Origin of the sequence: Arthrobacter sp. 4R501, assembly GCF_002929755.1 — a bacterium.
GTDB lineage: Bacteria > Actinomycetota > Actinomycetes > Actinomycetales > Micrococcaceae > Arthrobacter.
The window spans coordinates 121841-141011 of sequence record NZ_PJIW01000001.1 but is presented as its reverse complement, the minus strand read 5'-3'; the positions used below and the strand labels follow the sequence as shown (position 1 = coordinate 141011).

The following is a 19171-nucleotide window of genomic DNA, read 5'->3' as shown; positions in this document are numbered from 1 at the left end:
CTAGGCCAGCTGCGCCAGCGTCTCCTGCTCGGCCCCGATGGTGGTGTTGTCGCCATGGCCGGTGCGGACCACAGTACCGGGCGGGAGCGTGAGGAGGCGTTCGCGGATGGAGGCGAGGATCGTGGGGTAGTCGCTGTAGGAGCGTCCCGTCGCACCCGGACCGCCGTTGAACAACGTGTCTCCCGTGAAGACCGTCCCTTCGCCCTCCAGCAGGAAGCAGGTGGAGCCGGGGGAGTGGCCGGGGGTGTGGATGGCCCGCAGGGTGGCGCCGCCCACCGCGAACACTTCGCCGTCGCTGATGCTGTTCTCTGGCTGCTGGTCCGGGTAGACCTGCTCCCACAGGACCAGGTCATCCGGGTGCAGATGGATGGGCGCTTGCACGGCCTCGGCTACGGCACGCGCGGCGCCGATGTGGTCGTTGTGGGCGTGGGTCAGCAGGATGGCCAGGACCTTCCGGCCGCGGACCTGGTTGATGATCGCGGCGGCGTCGTGCGGGCAGTCGATGATCACGCATTCGTCGTCGTTGCCCACGATCCAGACGTTGTTGTCCACATCCCAAGTGCCGCCGTCGAGCGCAAAAGTGCCTGAGGTGACCAGGTTTTCGATGGTGACTGTCATGAGAGGTCCTTTACAGACTGTATTTCAACCACTGAGCGCAGGACTTTGCCCTCGTGCATCTTGGCGAAGGCCTCCTCCACCTGGTCAATGCTGATCCGCTCGGTGACGAAGGCGTCCAGGTCCAGGTTGCCCTGCTTGTAGTGGTCCACGAGCATCGGGAAGTCGCGGGAGGGCAGGCAGTCCCCGTACCAGGACGACTTCAGCGACCCGCCGCGGCCGAAGACGTCCAGCAGGGGCAGCTCAAGCAACATGTCCGGCGTCGGGACGCCCACCAGCACCACCCGGCCGGCGAGGTCGCGGGCGTAGAACGCCTGCTTGTAGGTTTCGGGACGGCCGACGGCGTCAATCACCACGTCCGCTCCGTTGTCGTTCGTGAGGGCCCGGATGGCCTCGACGGGGTCTTCCTTGCTGGAGTCCACGCCGTGGGTGGCCCCGAGGGAGGTGGCCATGGCCACCTTGTTGGCGTCGATGTCCACGGCGATGATGGTAGTGGCCCCTGCCAGCTTGGCGCCGGCGATCGCGGCGATGCCCACCCCGCCGCAGCCGATCACCGCCACCGATTCGCCGCGCTTGACCTCACCGGTGTTGATGGCCGCGCCGATGCCGGCCATCACGCCGCAGCCGAGCAGACCGACGGCGGCGGGATCGACGTCGTCGTCAATCTTGGTGCACTGCCCCGCGGCGACCAGGGTCTTCTCCGCGAAGGCACCGATGCCCAGCGCGGGAGACAGCTCGGTGCCGTCCTCAAGCGTCATCTTCTGCGTCGCGTTGTGGGTGTTGAAGCAATACTGCGGCTGGCCCTTGGCACAGGCGCGGCATTCGCCGCAGACGGCACGCCAGTTGAGGATCACGCGGTCACCGGGCCCCACCTCGGTGACGCCGGGACCGACGGCGCTGACCACACCGGTGGCCTCATGGCCCAGCAGGATGGGGAAATTGTCAGTGATGCCGCCCTGCTTGTAATGCAGGTCCGTGTGGCAGACCCCGCACGTGAGGATGTCCACCAGCGCCTCCCCCGGACCGGGGTCCGGCACCAGGATGGTCTCCACCGATACCGGGGCATTCTTTTCCTTGGCGATGACCGCCTTGACTCTGTGAACCATTAGCTGGTGTTCCTTTCCTGAGTCCAGGGACTCCTGGGCGACGGCGCTCCGGGCAATCCGGCCGACCCGTCGGGTTCAAAAGGTTCTCACGCCGCAGCTCCGGGCCCTCAACCGATGGTTGCCGGAACTGGAGTTATTGCGTATTACACAACTCGGTGCACATAGCGCGTACTCGAAAATATGTCAGCCGTCACGGGGCGTGTCAATAGAACGCTCTTGTGCTGCGTTCGTCTGCTGTCCAAGCGAGGGCTTTGACGCATGCCATTGTCGCAACGTGACTTCATTCTACGCAACTGGGCGCCTTGTCTTCTCTGGATGGGCGCCACCGGGAAGCTAGGTGCTGTCCTCACGGGGATCCGTGTCACGAGCCACAAAATAACCATTGACTGTGTTGCTCATCACGCCTATTCTGGTGCAACAGCGTTGCGCTGATTGCAACCCCAAACAAACTTGGTGGATACATGAGTAACGAAACTTCCTCTCCCGCTCGTGCGGGAGGCCCTGACCCTCAACCGCATGATGTACATAAAGGCCCCCGGGCCGGCCGCAGCACCACGAGCGGCCAGAATTTTGAACCCGCTGACAACGTGGTCAGCAAAGAAACGCGCCGCAGAGTCATTGCGGCCAGCTTCATCGGCAACTTCGTTGAATGGTTCGATTACGCCGTTTACGGCTATCTTGCCGTCACGATCGCCACGGTCTTTTTCCCCGAGTCAGATCCCCAGACCGGACTTCTGCTGACCTTCGCCCTGTTTGCGATTTCGTTCCTGGTGCGCCCGCTCGGCGGGTTCGTCTGGGGCCACATCGGCGACAGGGTAGGCCGGCGGACAGCGCTCTCCCTCTCGATTTTGATCATGTCAGGAGCAACCTTCTGTATTGCCCTCATTCCGGGCTATGCCACGATCGGCATCTGGGCTCCCATCCTGCTTCTGGTCATCCGGGTAGCGCAGGGCTTCTCCGCCTCTGGTGAATACGCTGGGGCGTCGGCCTTCCTGGTCGAGTACGCTCCGGCCAACAAGCGCGGCCTATACGCCGCGGTTGTTCCCGCCAGCACCGCGGCCGGCTTGCTCCTCGGTTCCCTGATCGCAGGCCTGTTGACAGTCCTGCTCAGTTCCGATGCCATGCAAAGCTGGGGTTGGCGCCTGCCGTTCCTGCTCGCAGCCCCGATGGGACTGATCGGCCGCTACATCCGGACCAAGCTCGAAGACACCCCGGTGTTCCGCGAGCTGGCAGCGGAGGACGAGGCAATCAAGGCACCCGTGTCCAGCCTGTTCCGGAACCACTGGCGGCAGCTGCTGCAGGCCGTCGGCGCCGTGCTGCTCAACGCCGTCGGGTTCTACGTCATCCTCAGCTACATGCCCACCTATTTGTCCTCGGAACTGGGCCTTGGCGAAACCGAATCGTTCCTTGCGACCACCATCGCGCTGGTCACGTACATCGGCTTTATCTTCCTGACCGGCATGCTTTCGGACCGTTACGGACGCAAGAAGGTGCTGATCAGTGCATCCATCGCCTTCATTGTGCTGACCGTGCCCGCCTTCGCGCTGCTCGGAACCGGGAATTTCCTGGTCATCGTCCTCGTGCAGATCCTGCTGGGAGCGATGCTCACCCTCAATGACGGAACACTTCCCAGCTTCCTGGCCGAAATGTTCCCCACCCGGGTCCGCTACAGCGGCTTCGCGGTCAGCTTCAACCTCTCCAACGCCCTGTTCGGGGGTACCGCCCCGTTCATGGCCACGCTCCTGATCGCAGCCACCGCCAGCGATCTGGCACCGGCCTGGTACCTCGTCGGTGCCGCGGTCATCTCCCTGATCGCCGTTTCACTTTCCAGGGAAACCTGCAAAGAACCGCTGCGCCACGAATAGCCACCTCTTACAACTGCTTCTCCCCTCAACTACATGCATCAAGTACGTGCACCGCAGAAAGGCATCACCACAATGACCACCACAGCATCTGAAAACGCCACGTCCGTCGCCGAACTGGAGCGACTGAAGGTCCTCAAAAACGGCGAGAAAGTCAGCCTGACCTTCTCCGACACAGAGTTCGAGCGGCGCATTGCCGGTCTTCGCCGGATCATGGCCGAGAAGGACCTGGACGCCGTCGTCCTGACCAGCTACCACTCCATCAAGTACTACTCCGACTTCCTGTTCACCACCTTCGGCCGCTCCTACGCCATGGTGGTCACCAAGGATGACACCGTCACCGTCACCGCCAACATCGACGCCGGCATGCCCTGGCGCCGCAGCTACGGTGACAACCTGGTCTACACGGACTGGCGCCGCGACAACTACATCTTCGCCATCCAGGAAGTCCTGCGGACCCGCGGCATCAACCCGCGCCGCCTCGGCGTCGAGGACGACTCGCTGCCGCTGGATAACCGCAACAAGATCCAGGCCGCCTTCTCCGGCGCGACGCTCGTGGACGTGGCGCAGGCAGCGATGCGCCAGCGCATGATCAAGTCAGCGGAGGAAATCGAGGTCATCAAGCACGGTGCCCGGATCGGCGACCTCGGCGGCGAGGCCATCCGCAACGCCATCACGGCCGGCATCACGGAGTACGAGGTCGCCCTGATCGGCACCGAGGCGATGGTCCACGAGATCGCCAGGACGTTCCCCGACTCCGAAATCCGGGACACCTGGGTCTGGTTCCAGTCCGGCATCAACACGGACGGCGCCCACAACTGGGCCACCACCCGCAAGATCCAGGAACACGACATCCTGTCCCTGAACTGCTTCCCCATGACCAGCGGCTACTACACGGCCCTGGAGCGCACCCTGTTCTACGGCGAACCCGATGCACGCTCGCTGGAACTGTGGAACATCAACGTTGAGGTCCACAAACGCGGCCTTGAGCTGATCAAGCCCGGCGCCGTGTGCAAGGACATCGCCGCGGAGCTCAACGAGATCTACGTGGGCCATGGCCTGCTGGCGAACCGGACGTTCGGCTACGGACACTCTTTCGGTGTCCTCAGCCACTACTACGGCCGGGAAGCCGGGCTGGAGCTCCGCGAGGACATCGACACCGTGCTGGAGCCGGGCATGGTGGTCTCCATGGAACCGATGATCACCGTCCTGGACGGCCAGCCGGGTGCCGGCGGCTACCGCGAGCATGACATCCTCGTGGTGGGCGAAGACGGCGCCGAGAACATCACCAAGTTCCCGTTCGGCCCCGAGTACAACATCATCGGAGCCTAACCGGTGGTTGAGCCTGACTCGTCCGGTGGTTGAGCTTGTCGAAACCCCGCAGGCTCAACCCCTGACCCGGAAAGCGGCGCCGTGTCTGTCGCGGCGCCGCTTTCCGCTGACTATGCGCAATGATAGTGAGCATCATGACCACACCAGATTCCATTGACACCAACGGCAGCGACACCAACGGCAAGGGCGATACCAAGGGCGCCTCAGTCATCGTCAACGCCATCGCCGTCCTTCGATCATTCACGGCCGACGAGCCGCTGCTTGGCGTGACGGAGATCGCCAACCGGGTGGGCCTGCACAAGAGCACCGTGTCAAGAATCCTGGCAACCTTCGAACAGGAAAACCTCGTGGAACGCGATGCGGACACGCGCCGTTTCCGCCTCGGACTGGGCCTGATCGCCGTCGCCGGTCCGCTGCTGGCCGAACTGGAGGAGCGGCGCGTCGCCTATCCCGTCCTGCGCGAACTCACGGAACTGACCGGCGAAACCAGTGCCCTGATGATGTGGGAGGGCAACGAGTCGATCTGCGTGGAGCAGATTGCCAGCCGCCACCAGATCAAGCACACTGCGCCGCTGGGGGCCCGCTACAGCGACGCGTTGAGTTCCTCGGTCCAGGTGTTCCTTGGAATCCAACCGGAGGAGAGAGTGCGTGCCCTCCTGCGCAGCGGAGCCATTACCTACCCCGGGCTGGACGAGGCCTCCCTTGAGGACTATCTGCTCCGCCTTAAGGACGACTCCCGCCGCGGGTGGGCCATCAACTACGGCGAGTCCTCCTTGGATGAAGTCGGCGTCGCCGCCCCCGTCTACGATCACCGCGGCGACCTTGTGGCAGCAGTCCTCATCCCGGCCCCGCGGTTCCGGGTCTCCAAGGAGCGCCTGCAGAGCCTCGGCGAATCCTGCAGGGCAGCGGCGGACAAAGTCACCGCACGGCTGGGCGGCAACGCACCCGGCACCATCAAACGCTCTCTCACTTAACGCAGGAAAATCACCAACGTTCTCTCACTTGCCTCAAGAAAGCGAGAGAGCGTTGGGCTCAAAGCTGCATCAAGCGAGAGAGCGTTCGGCTAAAAGGACTAGTGAGAGAGCGTTTGGCCCGCTAGGGATCCTCGGGGCGGGATGGATCCCCAGACCCAAGCTCGTCCGCGTAGGGCGCGCGGGGGCTGGCCTGGTCATTGAACAGTTCGTTTGCCGCCATGGCCAGGAGGTCCCGTTGCAGTTCGGGGAGCGAGAGAAGCCCCTGCAGGTAGGCCTCCACTTCATACTCACCGACCGAACCGCCGATGCCGAAGTAGTAAAGCCACAGGTCACCCGTGCTGACTTGTGCTGCTGCCAGTGCTGCTTGGAGCCTGCGGCGTTGCTCCGGTTCGCTGCTATCGAAGCCCATCACTACTGCCTCTGCGCCGGTCGGAGGCCACCCCGGCCAGGACAATGGCGCTGACTTCCATAAGCGTGCTGCGCGTCGCGCGGGCCTGCCGCATCAGCTGCTGCAGGGCGGCGTCCTCGGTGATGGTGTGGCGCTCCATGAGGATTCCGCAGGCCCGGTTAATCAGGTCCCTGCTGTAGAGAGCCGATTGAAGGCTGTCACTGATGCGTTCCGGAGTTTCGGCAGTCTGGATATGAGACAGAAGGGTTGCCGCGGGGGAGGCAAAAAGCTCCATGAGGGCAGCGGTGGCATCCTCAAAAGCGCCGGGGGTGGCGGCGTAAATCTTCATCGCACCTATGGCCTGCCCGTCGGCGATCAGCGGGGTGCTGATCACTGAGCGGATTGGCAAGTCAACGACGGCGGCGCTCCAGTTTGGCCAGCGGGCTTCAGTTGCAACGTCATGGATGAGGATGCTCTCTTGGGTGGCCCAGGCTGTCAGGCAGGGCCCCTGGACCAGTTCATACTGAAGGGCGTCGGCGCGTTCCACCACGCTGTCGGTAGATCCGGAGCTGACCGGGCGGGCATGGGGATCAAGCATTGAGACACCTGCCCCAAGAGTCCCCGGGATGGAATCCCTGACGGCGCGGGAGAGATGCTGGACGGCGTGGTCCACTTTTTCTTCCGTGAGGAGCAGCCCCATAATCCTGCCCAAGGCAGTGGATAGTTCATCCAGGGGATACTTCTTGATCATGCTTTTTGCCTCCGGCCATTCTGCGTGACCGGCCTCCGGCGTGCCGGATGAGCCTGTTTGTGACCGTTCAGCGCTTCAGGTAAAGCCTAACGTGCGCGGTGGGCTGCGGACCCGGACCTGCACGAATACCGGCTTTGTGGCTATTCATCGTAAGTGGTGGGAAACACCCGTTCGCCGGCAATTCCAGAAATGATGCCGGCGGCCACCTCCTTTAGCTTCATATTGCGGTGACTGGACGCATTGACCAATATCTGGAATGCCGCATCGCGGCTGCACCGGCTCTGCGCCATTATGACCCCAATGGCCGTGTCAATGACGGTGCGGGACTTCAGGGCGGCGGCGAGGTCGTCACGGGCGTCGCGCAGCTGTGCGATGTTCAGGGCGAGGTCCAGCGCCTTGGCGGCGATGCCCGTCAGGCCAACAGCCGCATCCATCCCGTGATGCGGGAAGCCATCCGTGTTGGGGGAGTAGAGGTTTACCACCGCCTGCGAAGGAGCCTGCAGATGCATTGGGACCGCCAGGATGGAGCCGATGCCCGTCTTGCGGGCTTCCTGGTTATATTTCGGCCACCGGACATCGGCGTCCAGATCCGGGACATGGACCATGGATTTTGTCCGGAGGGCTGTCAGGCAAGGTCCATGGCCGAAGCTGTTTTGCAGTTCGTCCAGGTTCCGGGCGAGTGTATCGCTGCTGGCCACAGCGACGGGCCGCTTTTGCCGGACCACCGTGATCCCGCAGGACAAGTGGTTCCCGGGCTGTGACAGCTGCGTGGCAAAAATCGCGGCGGTGGCGGCCAGGAATTCACGGACGTCGGAGCTTGCCAGGACGAGGTCCTGCAGGTGGAGCACAAACTCATGCAGGCCCGCGCCGGCACGTCCAACTTTGCCGGATTGGGGTTCTCGGATATCAAAGTCCTGAGACATGTGCACTTCCCGGTCCGTCCGCCGTGATCTCCTTGATGGCGGTCTGGATGAGATCCATCTGCAGCGGGGCCAATTCCACCAGCTCGTGCAGATAGGCGTCCACCCCGAGCTGATCGACGTTTCCGCCGATCCCGTAATAGTAGGTCCATAGCGCCGGGAGGCTGATGTTCCCGCTCTGGAACTGGGCGGCCGCAAACTTGCGCTGGTCCGCCTCGAAGGCAGGCTGGGGGGTGCCCAATCCGCCGTCGTCCATCATTTCTCCCCGCCTCCGGTGATGACGGGGATATCTGAGGCGTGGTGCAGGATGTCCCCGGCAATGTCATGCAGCCGGCGGTTGCTGCTGCGGGAGGCAAGGTGCAGGAGCTTGACGGCGGTTTCATGGCTGCAGCGGTTCTGCACCATGATCAGGGCAACGGCCGAGTCCACAACGGCCCGGGACCGCAGCGCCGACCTCAAATGCTCCGGGTAGGGGTCCGAAGGGTGCACGCGGATTGCCAAGCGCAGGATCCGGGACAGCGATGCAGCGTGCTCCTCAATGGCGGTCACCGTGTCCGGGGCAAACGTATCCAGCTGGGTTGAGTAGCAGTTCAGGGCGGAGCGGGAACCGTTGTCGGTGGGGATGGGGACGGCCAGGATTGTCCGGATGCCTTCGTCTGCGACCGCCCCGGCATACCAGGCCCAACTCTCGTCCGCCTGAAGATCACGGATAAGGACTGTGCGCTGCTCCCGCAGCGCCGTAAGGCAGGGACCGTCGTCGAATGCGTACTGGCGTTCGTCCAGGCTCCGGGCCGTCTCCGTGCTGCTGGCTACCGTCGCTGGCCCGGTCTCCCGTTCCACCGTGATGGCACACAACAGGGGCGTCTCCCCGCCCAGCAAGGACGCGGAAATCGCGGTCAGTCCCAGGAGGAATTCGGTGAAATCCGGACTCTCAAGAAGCAGGTCCTGTAATTGCTCCGCCGTCGGCAGGGCATCATTCTCGGCCATGCGGCCTCAATTCCAAGCATCGCCGGGGTCACACGACCCGGCTGGCGGCTGAGCGCTCTCTTCGCGCGCGGCCCGTATATTCAACCCCGGACCTATATGCCACCCCCGAAATCTCCTACTCCTGACACTACGCCCTTCCCCGGTGGCCGCCGGTGGTCCCGGCGAAGTCTTAGCAGCGGGAGCGCCACGGAGCGCCCGCAGGAAACGCGCGACGGCGGCTGTTGCGTCCCGGTAGTCCCTCCAGGTCATCCCGAGGATGGAATTCACGGGCACAAATCTACGGTTTCCTGCTCGGCGACTTTGCCGGGAGGCACCACGCTGTAGGCTCTGCACATGGCTGATCTGCGGCGTCGGGCGTTTGTCTTTCGCACGCTGGTTGGTGCGGCGGCCGCGGCGGCCGTTGGAATTCTCGGCGCCGCGTGTTCGCCCGGCGCCGAGCGGGACGGTACCGCCGGCGGCGGTGCCAAGGGGGATGCAGTGAAGCGGCACAAGTACCAGTACGGCGAGGACGCCAGCCAATGGGGCGAGCTCTTCCTGCCGGAGCTGCCGGCCGGCGGCGAGCACCGCGGTGTGGTGGTGGTGATCCATGGCGGCTACTGGCGCTCGCAGTACGGCGCAGAGCTGGGGGAGCCCATCGCCAAGGACCTGGCCGCCCATGGCATGGCCGCCTGGAACCTTGAATACCGCCGGGCCGGAAACGGCGGCGGCTGGCCAAACACCTTCATTGACGTGCTGGCCGGTATCGACAAGCTGGGTGACCTCGCGGCCAAGCATGCCTTGAACCTGGGTGCGGTGGTGGCGCTGGGCCATTCAGCCGGCGGGCATCTGGCCGCCTGGGCTGCCGGCCGGGGGAAGCTTGCCCAGCTGGGAATGCCGGATGCTGACCGCCAGGTGCCCCGTACCTCAGATGCCTCCGCGGTGCACCTCACCGGGGTGGTCAGCCAGTCCGGCCTGCTCAACCTGGCCGAGGCGGAGAGGCTAAACCTCAGCAACGGTGCGGTGAGCAACCTCCTGGGCGGGTCGTCGTCGAAATATCCGCACCGCTACAGGTACGCCGACCCCATGACCGCCCTTCCGCTGGCCGTGCCGGTCATCGCAGTCCATGGATCCGAGGACACCACCGTTCCCTTGGGCCAGTCCGAGTCGTATGCGAACGCTGGAACCACGGCGAACATGGAGACCCGGCTGGTCAGGGTTGCCGGTGACCATTACGCCCTGATCGACCCCAAAACGCCTGGTTACCGGGCGTGCCGCGAGCTTGTTCGGTCCCTTTTGGGTTAGATTCGGCGCTCCTGGGTTAGATTCGGTCCCTCAGAGTTGGAACTGTTCAAAAAATACGTTCCCCATATCTAGACATTGGACGTCCCATCTCCTGTACTCTTAGATGTAGGACAAGTCGCGACCCCTAAGCGCGGCAAGGAGGAGACCCACGTGGCCATCGCATCGCAAGAAGTATCGCCCGCCCGTTTCAGTGCGCAGCTCCGTTCGCATGCCCTGCAGACGCGGATCATGGACCTCATTCTGGACCGCGGCCTGGACGTCGGTGACGCGCTGCCCACCGAAAGTGAGCTCTCCGCCGAGCTCGGCGTGGGCCGCAACACGGTCCGCGAGTCCCTGAAAGTACTCCAGGCACTGGGCGTCATCGAGATCCGGCATGGCTTTGGCATGTTCGTTGCACCCAACAACTTCAGCGCCCTGGTGTCCGGCCTGACGTTCCGCGGCCGGCTGTCCCTCCGCCACAAGGGCGAGGAAGCCATGGAGCTCATCGACGTGCGCCAGGCCCTGGAGTCCGGGCTGATCGGACCGGCCATTGACTTGCTCACCGACGAGCACGTGGCTGACCTGCGCTCCACCATGGAAGCCATGGAGGACGCGGCCAAGAAGGGGGAGCCGATGCATGAGCACGACGCCGAATTCCACCGCCGCCTGTACGCCCCCCTGAACAATGAGCTGCTGATCAACCTCATGGATGTGTTCTGGCAGGTTTACCGCAAGATCCACCTGGCCATCGGTACAGGCCCGGTCAACCTCGAGCAGCAGACGCAGGACCACTGGGACATCTTCGAGGCCGTGGCCAACAAGGACAAGGCTCTTGCGTCCGAACGCCTGCAGCGCCACTTTGACGGCATCCGCCTGAAACTCAAGGATGTCGCGGCCGCCTAGCCTGTTTCCCTCCGCCTTTCCTTCGCCGCCTGCGCCCGGGCGGATTTAGCCCTGCCCTTTTTCGTAGAGAGTGCCTTCGCCGTGGAAATTTTCGTTGTGCCTACCGCCTCAGCCACCGGTTCCGTCGCCGCCGGGATCCTCGCTGCCGTCATCCGCAGCAAGCCCGATGCCGTCCTGGGCGTGGCCACGGGCGGATCGCCGCTGCCCATCTATGCGGCGCTCGCAAACCACCGGCTCGACACGTCCTCCGTCCGGGCCTTCGCCCTCGACGAGTACGTGGGCCTGCCCGCCGGACACTCCGAAAGCTACGCCGAAGTTGTCCGGCGCGAAGTGACTGAACGGCTGCACCTGGATCCCGTCAATGTTGCCGTGCCGGACGGAAGCGCCGCAGACCCCGAGGCTGCCGCCGCTGACTACGACGCCGCCATTGCCGGCGTTGGCGGCATCGACGTGCAGATCCTCGGCATCGGCCATAACGGTCACCTGGCCTTCAACGAGCCCGGCTCCGCCCTGGACTCCCGGACCCGTGTGGAAGTCCTCACGGAACGCACCCGCGAGGCGAACGCCCGCTACTTCAGCACCACGGAAGAAGTGCCGCTCCGCTGCATCACGCAGGGACTGGGCACCATCCTGGAAGCCCGCCATCTCCTGCTGGTGGTCAACGGCGCGGACAAGGCCGGCATCCTGGCCGCCGCCCTCAACGGGCCCGTCACGCCTGACTGCCCGGGGTCGGTCCTGCAGCTGCACCCGCACGTGACGGTGGTGGCTGACGAAGCCGCCGCGTCGCAGCTGGCGCAGGGGAGCGGGCAGGTCGCCGTGCGCGTGTCTGGGGCGGCCGCCAGCGCCTAGGCGCTGGCTGCTTGCCAATTCTTACTGCGGACCTGATGACTCAGGAATGTGTGAATCGCAGCGGTATATGGCGTTGTTCTGGTCCTGCATCCACTTGTGGCTGATTAGTTGGGTGCTACCGGCTTCGCTGTATGTATGGGACCGTCTGGAACGAACCTGTCGGTAGGCGCCAGGCCACTTCCCGTTGGCAGGTCCGATGACGAACTCCCGACCGCTGCTTTGCCCCGTTGTGTCGTAGACGGGGACCGAGAATGACTTTCCGCGGCGTGCCTTCCTGCCAGGCCACTGCGTGGGCCGGGTTCCTGAAGGTTTTTCACCGCCGCTGTGCCGTCCGCTTCTTCCAACTCCGTTCTATGAACGTAGCAAGGGGTTCCATTTGTAGCCATAACTGGCCCTTCGCATAACTGCGGTCATGTCCGGTGTCCCATTTTCGCTCTGAGCGCCATAAGAGTCGCCCTTGGCGTGGGTTCCCAGTGGTCAAGCGCCAATCTATGTATGTAGCCATAGCATTCCACCGAGGAGTCCGGTCATGGTATTGAATGTACCGTTTGTCCCCCCGCGGGCATTTTTGCGGGCGGGTCCTACGGTAATCGACCCGCTGCGGAAATACAGTGATCGAGATCTGAAAGTTTTGAGAAATGTTTGCACCGGTGGGCGACCGGCTTAGGGGCGGGTCGAACTAGCTAATCTCGGTTGATGAGACTGGTGTGTCAATTTCGGTCTGCTCAACAAAAACATGATGGCCGTGCTTCGTGAGCGACTAAAGCGCCATTAGATGGGCTGCCGCCGGCTCTCTCGGACCCAAGGAAACAGGTAGAGAACGTGACTGGTTCCATCGAACTTCAGCTTGAACCTGCCGCACCAGACAGCTAAATGGTCCGGGGTAGGACGCCTCGTGGTGCACGTAGGCGACGATCACGGACTTTCGTCCCGTTTAGGGTTCGCCTTGCAAGCGTGCGTCAGAGCGATATTGCCTAGGGTTCGCATGGCGATCTTGTCGCGAACGGGACGGCGGTGCGGCTAAACGTCGGCGCCGATGGCCTTGCCGAGCTTGGCTATGGTCTGCTCGTTACGTCGGTAGTGGGAGAACTGGCCGATGCGAGTGCAGATCACAAGATCCGCGCGTTGCAACGTCGCCATGAACTGTGAAGCGGTGGACTGTGACACCTTTGCACGCGCCTGAATGTGTTTCAGACACACTCCGACCTCGTCCGCCGGCCGGTCCTGCGGCGGAAATGAGTCGCCGTCCTTGAGCCAGCTCAGAATTGCCAGGCGGGTTGGGTGGCCGAGCGCTTTGAATGCGCTCACCAGTTGGTCGTCACTGAGTTCTGCCATGCCTCCAGAGTAGCCCGACATCGTAATATCGCGATGTCGCGATGCTGTGCTACAAATTAGATCGGTAAATCACGTTTTTACGATGAAGGAGGAAGCATGGCACCGAGAACTGCATTAGTCGTCGGAGCACGGGGTGTGATCGGCGGAAACTTGATCGAGCACCTCGACCGCGTGGGAGGCTGGACGATCATCGGACTTTCTCGGCGGGGAGGGGCCAATCAGGGCTCGGTTCGGCATATCGCCGTTGACCTTCTGGACAAAGACGACACCGCTTTGAAACTCGCCAGCCTGACTGGGGTCACTCATGTCTTCTATGCCGCTTATCAGGATCGCGCCAGCTGGGCGGAACTGGTGCCGCCGAACTTGGCGATGCTCAGGAATGTCGTCGACGCGATCGAACCCGTGGCGCCGAACCTGGAGCACATCAGTTTGATGCAGGGGTACAAGGTCTATGGCGCTCATCTGGGACCCTTCTCGACGCCGGCCCGTGAGGACGATCCGCCGCATATGCCGCCGGAGTTCAACGTCGACCAGCAGCAGTTCCTTGAGCGCCGGCAGGCTGACGCCGGTTGGTCGTGGTCCGCACTGCGACCCTCGGTTGTGGCCGGCATTGGGCTCGGCAACCCCATGAACCTCGCCATGGTGATTGCGGTGTACGCCTCTATCAGCAAAGAGCTCGGCGTCCCGTTCCGGTTCCCTGGCAAGCCCGGGGCCTACACAAGCCTGATCGAGATGACGGACTCAGGGCTGCTGGCGGAAGCTACCGTCTGGGTTGCAACAAACCCCGGCAGCAGGAACCAAGCCTTCAACATCACAAACGGTGACATGTTCCGCTGGTCCTCGATGTGGCCGAAAATTGCCGCGTTCTTCGACCTCGATGTAGCGCCACCTTTGCCGATGAGCCTTAGCGACGTGATGGCAGACAAATCTGAACTCTGGGATGCAATGGTTGCGAAGCACGCTCTGGCCAAGACCCCCTACTCTGATGTGTCCTCCTGGCAGTTTGGCGACTTCGTCTTTGCGTGGGACTACGACGTCATCGCCGACACGTCAAAGTCGAGGCGTGCCGGCTTCCACACATATGTTGACAGCGAAGCGATGTTCTTGAGAATTTTCCAGAGTCTCCGAGACCAGCGACTGATTCCCTAAGCAAGCGGAAGGGGCCTCGCATTCAAAGCGCCTGCCCGGACGATGTTACAAACTTACGCGGCCGCTGCTCGGGCTGCGGCTGCGTCAGTCGTTCCCGCTGAGGGATCCGCTCGTTAGTGTCAGTTCGATTTTTGTGGAGGCCGGGCCACTTCTGGTGGCCGCGTAGCCCGTGATTTGCCCATAGAAACGGAATCAACCGGGGAGCACCCCTTCGGACCCGAGTGCGGCGAGCCTTTCAGGTTCAAGCCCGTGCAAGTGGCTTTTTACTGAAGCAGCGAAGCTGTCTCTGCCGATGAAGAAGGGCCGGGGTGAAACGATGACCCATGATTACAAGCGCAACGGCACGACGACCCTTTTTGCCGCACTGGACGTCGCCAGTGGAAAGGTCATCGGTTCCTGTTTGCCCAAGCACCGCCACAACGAGTTCCTGACGTTCCTGAAAACACTCGAGAAGGAAGTCCCCGCCGGACTGGCCGTGCACCTTATTCTCGACAGTTACGCGACACATAAACATGCCAACGTCAGGGCGTGGCTGGAGAAGCATCCAAGGTTCCACCTGCATTTCACGCCCACGTCCTCGTCCTGGCTGAACCTGGTCGAGCGTTGGTTCAGGGAGCTGACGGACAAGGCCCTGCGGCGCGGTGCGTTCCATTCCGTGCCCGACCTGATCTCAGCGATCGAGGGATACCTCGCCGCCCACAACGATGAGCCCAAGCCCTTGGTGTGGACGGCGACAGCGTAATCCATCCTCGAAAAAGTCGCCCGCGGCCGAGTCGCACTCCAAGCCGTCAAGCAAAACTGAGACACACCACTAGCGAGGAGGCTGGCGGTCTTTCTAATGGACACTGCGCTGTCTACGCAAGGACTGAGATTAGCCCACGGGTGAGGGGGAGATTCTCGCGGAGCTCGACGGTGTCACTCGCACGGAGGGCGTGCGGTAAGTGGGGCTTCCCGGTACTAACCTGTTCACGGAGAACCAGGGCCCGGCATGGTGGAAGTCCGCCGGCGATGACTGCGGCGAAACTTGAGGCAGCCAGAGACCTATGTCGTCAGGGTAAGAAAACTGCAGGAGATCGCGTACACCTGAGCGTGAGCGTGTCCCACCCGACCAGGGCCCTTGACCCGCGAACGCGTATGTCAGGACCGGTGTCTGAGGCCATCGTTCGGAGCGTCGCTTAAATCACTTCCGTCCGCGTCGGGAGTCGGGTCCGAGAGGTCGGCGATCAGACCCGTGCCCGCACATTCTCGTACGGCATCGATTCCGGCGACGGCTGCTAACCTGTCATCGAAACCGGACGACACGGCCATTACCGCTCCTCTGTCGTCGAGGAGCCGGAACCTGAACTGCGATTGCGCATCAACGAATAACTCAAAAAGACCAGCCATGGTGTTTCCCCCTGCAGGCGGGTGCACCCCGCGCGACAGCCCTCGGTAAGGGCCTGCGAAACCGCCTGCTGCTGGACGGATCCGGACTACTCGAACGCGGCGTTGCGTCGGAAGCGGTCCGTCAAAAAGATGTGGCGACCTGCCCGTCATCTCTCCTCATACAACCATGTCGTGTCAGGGGACCCAACAAGGGCCACAGGTTCCTAGGAAGCCGCTTCTCAAGCGGGCACAAAAACAGCGAGGATTTCCGGGTTTCCGCGCGACGGCGCGGAATTACGAGTTCATGGCCGCCGATGCTGCGGTGAGGGCGCTGGTCGGGGAGGTGGAGCTGTAGATCTGCCAGTCGGCTTCCTAGTTGCGAAGCGCCGGCCAACGGTCCGTCGAATGGTGGTGGCCACTCAGGCCCGATTCCGTGTGGATTTCACAACGGATCCCTGGGTTTCACCCCGCATTGCTTTCAATCCGGAACAATGAGAACCCTTCAAAAGTTGCTCATTCCATTCATTGACCTTCACGTTGTATTCGTGGATTGTTTGCTTCATGAGCCGGGGGACGCGAATCACCCTGACATTGATAGTTTCCACGTTAGTTCTTGTAGGCGTTGTCGCCGGTGTGCGGTTATGGGGCGTCCATCAACAGACATCAGACTGGGTCCTGTGGCCTGTGGCCTGAGGAAGTTCCTTCCAAAGTGCAGTTTGCCGACCGCGAATATAACTGTGGTCCCGACGCGAAGCCACGTGAACACGATATGACCGGCCTATCTGCACAGGGCAGGACAGTGGGAGGGGCTGAGGTATTTGCGCAGCCGCCGTCTGATGACGCCGGAGTCTTTATCGTCGTGCGCACCGATCAGGGCGCCGCCGGTTGCGGCCTAATGGGTGGACCCTAGCTGCTGTCAGACCCAAGGTAATGTCCGGCCTCTCATTTCTCCTCGTCGTCGCTGGCCTTTTGGCTTAGCCGTTATCGGCGTACTCCTTTACGGACAGTCCCGATCCGGTCTCGACTATTACTGCATAGTGACCATGCTGGCATTGGACATTCCGCGCGGTCGACTTCGGAAAATGAGCTGCCAAGCTGCGCCGGTCCGCGAGGATACTCGAGTCGATGCCCTCAAGTGAGCCCGCGTGCAGCTCTCGGAAATAGTGCTTGTCTCCGAAGACGATGTCGCGGAGCGCGATCAGGGTCCAGCGATCGCCGAACGCCTCCACCGCGCGTTGATCGGGCACCTTGACTGCGGCTCATCCGCTTCGCCCATAGTGCTTGCAATCTACTACCGCCAGCTAATACCGTCTCGACAAGGGGTTGCAAACCACAAGCGGAAGGCATTCCATGCTGGAGGAAGTCGCTGAGGGCGTTCTGGTTCACGAGAGCGAGTTCATCCAGAGTAATTCCGTTGTCGTGCAGGGCCGGGACGGTGTGTTGCTCATTGACCCCGGTATTACGGGCGATGAAATGTCGGCCCTCGCGAACGACCTTCGCGAGTTGGGCCAGCCCGTCGTGGCAGGCTTCTCGACGCATCCTGATTGGGACCACGTGCTCTGGCACGCGAACTTCGGCGACGCGCCCCGTTACGGTACAGCCCGCTGCGCGGCCTCTATCCAAGATCTGCTGTCGAACGCGGACTGGAAGGCCCGCATAGCCGAGGGGCTCCCGCCGGAGTACGCCGAGGATATCCCGATGGATCTGCTCGGTCTCATTACCGGTCTGCCCGCCGATACGGCGCAGATTCCTTGGGATGGCCCCACAGTCCGGATCATCGAGCATCAGGCTCATGCCCCCGGCCATGCGGCGCTGTTGATCGAGGAGCGCCGCGTCCTCGTCGCCGGCGATATGCTTTCTGACATCCTGATGCCGTTCCTCGACCTGGAGGCCGCGAATCCGATCGAGGACTACCTCGCCGCGTTGAGGCTGTTTGACAGCGTGGCCGACGACGTTGATGCCGTCATCCCTGGTCACGGCTCGGTCGGCGGAGCTGGGCAGCTACGAGCACGTATCAACCAGGATCGCGCGTACGTGCTGGCCCTGCGAGACGGCGGTGTTCCCGACGACCCGCGTGTCGGCCCATCGGCCCCGTTGGATTGGCTGCCCGACGTGCATAGATGGCAACTCCAGCGGCTCGCCGAAAGAGAACAGAACGAGACACCCAAATAGCGGTCGCATACCGGGCACTACGGGCTGTCCCGTGCAGGGTTCTTCAAACGGATACCGGCATCTACCGCTGACAGAACAAGGCCAAATGCCTCTTCGATTCACAACCAAGCAGGCTGCTGATTGCAACTCTAGTGGCAGCACTTCGCGACAAAGTCTGTCGGATTCGCTTGGGGTGGAGCAGCGCTCGACGACGGCCCGCCACCTGAGCTGGCCTGACCGAATGTCGCCGAATCCGTCTAGGCCACAACGAAGAGTCGACTGGCTCGCTGCGCATCGGTGGCGGATCCGTCAGCCATCTCGAAGAAGTAATTACACTGCCACTGCTGGGATTCTTTCGCCTGCCGATTCGTCGTAGCTGACCAGGGTGGATAGATGCGGAACCCTCGCTTGCCTCCGGCGCCGCCAACGGACACGACGCCGTGCTTGACCAGCGCCGCCTTCGGAAAAGCGAATGCTCCGACTCGGGAATCCTCCCGTACGCAGATCACCAGCACGTCGCTGCACTCCTCCGCAGGCAGAGGTTCGGTCGACCCATCGAGAGAACGCCGCCACACTGTCACGAACAAGCCCACCTTCGTCGCGGTCAGCTTTCCGACCCTGAAGCGAACCGGAGACCGACCGATTGCCGAGATCGCGGCACCGTACTCAGCGTTGTCGGCCTCGACTTTGGCGGGGGAACAGACGAGGCCGAGGTCGCCGAGAACCCTCATCACCATGGCGACATCCGGATGGACCTGAAGACCAGACATAGCACTCCCATCGAAAACGAATCCCCGACAGGAGCGACGGGGCTGTGCGCGAAGAACTCAGCCCTCACTACCCCGACGATATCCTCACGTGCACGTCTTCTGGAAAGGGGGTCCTGGACAACGAATCCTCTGGTTCACGAACGACCCGTAAGGGGTCGATTTGAAGGCTCAAAACGTGACACGTTCTACGGAACGCCATGACGGTCTATGCGGCACGTTGAACGCGCTCGGGATTCGCGCTTTGTGAGCTCCACCAGCCCAAGGCATTCGATCACAACGTGTTCAGGCTGCCGGGGATTGTCACCCCAAATGCGAACCGGAAGATCTACTGTGAGGGTCCTGATGCCGGCGATGCGGTCCGAATAAACAGTCTCGATCTCAACAAGCCTGCGGCTCGTGGAAGGATGCCATCGAAAAGCAGGATCATATCGGAAGAGGCGCTTCGTGAGTGATT

At 62.5% G+C, this 19171-nt stretch carries 18 protein-coding genes and 1 pseudogene; 9 read left to right on the top strand and 10 right to left on the bottom strand.

Features of this window, described 5'->3' with window-relative positions; translation table 11 throughout:
• The gene (locus CXR02_RS00720; protein WP_104060241.1) at window positions 1-618 is read right to left on the bottom strand and encodes an MBL fold metallo-hydrolase; all 618 of its coding nucleotides are present in this window, start codon (window positions 616-618) and stop codon (window positions 1-3) included.
• Window positions 615-1721 carry an S-(hydroxymethyl)mycothiol dehydrogenase gene (locus CXR02_RS00715; RefSeq protein ID WP_104060240.1) on the bottom strand — a complete coding sequence of 369 codons (1107 nt, stop codon included), beginning with the start codon at window positions 1719-1721 and terminating at the stop codon, window positions 615-617. Before CXR02_RS00715 ends, CXR02_RS00720 begins: the two co-directional genes overlap by 4 nt.
• A 461-nt stretch (window positions 1722-2182) precedes the next feature.
• Between CXR02_RS00715 and CXR02_RS00710 the strand changes: the two genes are divergently transcribed.
• The 3 genes from CXR02_RS00710 to CXR02_RS00700 all read left to right on the top strand — a co-directional run bounded on the left by CXR02_RS00710 (window position 2183) and on the right by CXR02_RS00700 (window position 5889).
• Window positions 2183-3586 carry an MFS transporter gene (locus CXR02_RS00710; RefSeq protein WP_104060239.1) on the top strand — a complete coding sequence of 468 codons (1404 nt, stop codon included), beginning with the start codon at window positions 2183-2185 and terminating at the stop codon, window positions 3584-3586.
• Between the two features lie 72 nt (window positions 3587-3658).
• Entirely contained in the window at window positions 3659-4915 is a 1257-nt protein-coding gene (locus CXR02_RS00705) for an aminopeptidase P family protein (RefSeq protein WP_104060238.1), read from the top strand.
• A 134-nt stretch (window positions 4916-5049) separates the two neighbouring features.
• Window positions 5050-5889, top strand: a complete 840-nt coding sequence (locus CXR02_RS00700; protein ID WP_104060237.1) for an IclR family transcriptional regulator — start codon at window positions 5050-5052, stop codon at window positions 5887-5889.
• A 121-nt stretch (window positions 5890-6010) separates the two neighbouring features.
• On the opposite strand, the gene CXR02_RS00695 is transcribed toward CXR02_RS00700, so the two are convergent.
• From CXR02_RS00695 to CXR02_RS00675, 5 genes are all read right to left on the bottom strand, one after another.
• The gene (locus CXR02_RS00695) at window positions 6011-6298 is read right to left on the bottom strand and encodes a hypothetical protein (RefSeq protein ID WP_104060236.1); all 288 of its coding nucleotides are present in this window, start codon (window positions 6296-6298) and stop codon (window positions 6011-6013) included.
• Window positions 6285-7028, bottom strand: a complete 744-nt coding sequence (locus CXR02_RS00690; RefSeq protein WP_104060235.1) for a GAF and ANTAR domain-containing protein — start codon at window positions 7026-7028, stop codon at window positions 6285-6287. The genes CXR02_RS00695 and CXR02_RS00690 overlap by 14 nt, the downstream gene beginning before the upstream one ends.
• A gap of 140 nt (window positions 7029-7168) precedes the next feature.
• Entirely contained in the window at window positions 7169-7951 is a 783-nt protein-coding gene (locus CXR02_RS00685) for a GAF and ANTAR domain-containing protein (RefSeq protein ID WP_104060234.1), read from the bottom strand.
• The gene (locus tag CXR02_RS00680) at window positions 7935-8207 is read right to left on the bottom strand and encodes a hypothetical protein (protein ID WP_258060648.1); all 273 of its coding nucleotides are present in this window, start codon (window positions 8205-8207) and stop codon (window positions 7935-7937) included. The genes CXR02_RS00685 and CXR02_RS00680 overlap by 17 nt, the downstream gene beginning before the upstream one ends.
• On the bottom strand, window positions 8204-8935 hold the full coding sequence (locus CXR02_RS00675) for a GAF and ANTAR domain-containing protein (RefSeq protein ID WP_104060232.1): 732 nt from the start codon (window positions 8933-8935) through the stop codon (window positions 8204-8206). The genes CXR02_RS00680 and CXR02_RS00675 overlap by 4 nt, the downstream gene beginning before the upstream one ends.
• Window positions 8936-9412: 477 nt before the next feature.
• On the opposite strand from CXR02_RS00675, the gene CXR02_RS00670 reads away from it, so the two are divergent.
• From CXR02_RS00670 to CXR02_RS00660, 3 genes are all read left to right on the top strand, one after another.
• The gene (locus CXR02_RS00670) at window positions 9413-10216 is read left to right on the top strand and encodes an alpha/beta hydrolase (protein ID WP_104060378.1); all 804 of its coding nucleotides are present in this window, start codon (window positions 9413-9415) and stop codon (window positions 10214-10216) included.
• A 150-nt stretch (window positions 10217-10366) separates the two neighbouring features.
• The gene (locus tag CXR02_RS00665) at window positions 10367-11098 is read left to right on the top strand and encodes a FadR/GntR family transcriptional regulator (RefSeq protein WP_246848675.1); all 732 of its coding nucleotides are present in this window, start codon (window positions 10367-10369) and stop codon (window positions 11096-11098) included.
• A gap of 81 nt (window positions 11099-11179) precedes the next feature.
• Complete coding sequence (locus CXR02_RS00660; protein ID WP_104060231.1) at window positions 11180-11947, top strand: glucosamine-6-phosphate deaminase; 768 nt, start codon at window positions 11180-11182, stop codon at window positions 11945-11947.
• Window positions 11948-12967: 1020 nt separating this feature from the next.
• Here CXR02_RS00660 and CXR02_RS00655 read toward each other — a convergent pair.
• The gene (locus tag CXR02_RS00655; protein WP_104060230.1) at window positions 12968-13282 is read right to left on the bottom strand and encodes a helix-turn-helix transcriptional regulator; all 315 of its coding nucleotides are present in this window, start codon (window positions 13280-13282) and stop codon (window positions 12968-12970) included.
• Window positions 13283-13378: 96 nt separating this feature from the next.
• Here CXR02_RS00655 and CXR02_RS00650 point away from each other — a divergent pair, with 96 nt between their 5' ends.
• Both CXR02_RS00650 and CXR02_RS00645 read left to right on the top strand, forming a co-directional pair.
• Window positions 13379-14431, top strand: coding sequence for an SDR family oxidoreductase (locus tag CXR02_RS00650; protein WP_104060229.1), 1053 nt, complete (start codon window positions 13379-13381; stop codon window positions 14429-14431).
• 277 nt (window positions 14432-14708) lie between these two features.
• Window positions 14709-15173 (top strand): annotated as a pseudogene (locus CXR02_RS00645) (IS630 family transposase); the annotation flags it as partial.
• Window positions 15174-15568: 395 nt separating this feature from the next.
• Here CXR02_RS00645 and CXR02_RS00640 read toward each other — a convergent pair.
• Window positions 15569-15817, bottom strand: a complete 249-nt coding sequence (locus CXR02_RS00640) for a DUF1508 domain-containing protein (protein ID WP_104060228.1) — start codon at window positions 15815-15817, stop codon at window positions 15569-15571.
• A gap of 1329 nt (window positions 15818-17146) precedes the next feature.
• Between CXR02_RS00640 and CXR02_RS00630 the strand changes: the two genes are divergently transcribed.
• Window positions 17147-17968, top strand: coding sequence for an MBL fold metallo-hydrolase (locus CXR02_RS00630; RefSeq protein WP_104060227.1), 822 nt, complete (start codon window positions 17147-17149; stop codon window positions 17966-17968).
• 236 nt (window positions 17969-18204) lie between these two features.
• Here the strand turns inward: CXR02_RS00630 and CXR02_RS00625 are convergent, their stop codons facing one another.
• Window positions 18205-18717: a MepB family protein gene (locus tag CXR02_RS00625; protein WP_104060226.1), complete on the bottom strand. Its 513-nt coding sequence runs from the start codon at window positions 18715-18717 to the stop codon at window positions 18205-18207.
• Between the last annotated feature and the right edge of the window lie 454 nt (window positions 18718-19171).

What these genes read in the sequence shown, in the direction of transcription:
- CXR02_RS00675 (WP_104060232.1), bottom strand. Translation starts at nt 8,935, where the DNA reads ATGGCCGAGAATGATGCCCTGCCGACGGCGGAGCAATTACAGGACCTG.
- CXR02_RS00680 (WP_258060648.1), bottom strand. Translation starts at nt 8,207, where the DNA reads ATGATGGACGACGGCGGATTGGGCACCCCCCAGCCTGCCTTCGAGGCG.
- CXR02_RS00640 (WP_104060228.1), bottom strand. Translation starts at nt 15,817, where the DNA reads ATGGCTGGTCTTTTTGAGTTATTCGTTGATGCGCAATCGCAGTTCAGG.
- CXR02_RS00700 (WP_104060237.1), top strand. Translation starts at nt 5,050, where the DNA reads ATGACCACACCAGATTCCATTGACACCAACGGCAGCGACACCAACGGC.
- CXR02_RS00715 (WP_104060240.1), bottom strand. Translation starts at nt 1,721, where the DNA reads ATGGTTCACAGAGTCAAGGCGGTCATCGCCAAGGAAAAGAATGCCCCG.
- CXR02_RS00710 (WP_104060239.1), top strand. Translation starts at nt 2,183, where the DNA reads ATGAGTAACGAAACTTCCTCTCCCGCTCGTGCGGGAGGCCCTGACCCT.
- CXR02_RS00625 (WP_104060226.1), bottom strand. Translation starts at nt 18,717, where the DNA reads ATGTCTGGTCTTCAGGTCCATCCGGATGTCGCCATGGTGATGAGGGTT.
- CXR02_RS00690 (WP_104060235.1), bottom strand. Translation starts at nt 7,028, where the DNA reads ATGATCAAGAAGTATCCCCTGGATGAACTATCCACTGCCTTGGGCAGG.
- CXR02_RS00720 (WP_104060241.1), bottom strand. Translation starts at nt 618, where the DNA reads ATGACAGTCACCATCGAAAACCTGGTCACCTCAGGCACTTTTGCGCTC.
- CXR02_RS00705 (WP_104060238.1), top strand. Translation starts at nt 3,659, where the DNA reads ATGACCACCACAGCATCTGAAAACGCCACGTCCGTCGCCGAACTGGAG.
- CXR02_RS00650 (WP_104060229.1), top strand. Translation starts at nt 13,379, where the DNA reads ATGGCACCGAGAACTGCATTAGTCGTCGGAGCACGGGGTGTGATCGGC.
- CXR02_RS00685 (WP_104060234.1), bottom strand. Translation starts at nt 7,951, where the DNA reads ATGTCTCAGGACTTTGATATCCGAGAACCCCAATCCGGCAAAGTTGGA.
- CXR02_RS00630 (WP_104060227.1), top strand. Translation starts at nt 17,147, where the DNA reads ATGCTGGAGGAAGTCGCTGAGGGCGTTCTGGTTCACGAGAGCGAGTTC.
- CXR02_RS00695 (WP_104060236.1), bottom strand. Translation starts at nt 6,298, where the DNA reads ATGGGCTTCGATAGCAGCGAACCGGAGCAACGCCGCAGGCTCCAAGCA.
- CXR02_RS00655 (WP_104060230.1), bottom strand. Translation starts at nt 13,282, where the DNA reads ATGGCAGAACTCAGTGACGACCAACTGGTGAGCGCATTCAAAGCGCTC.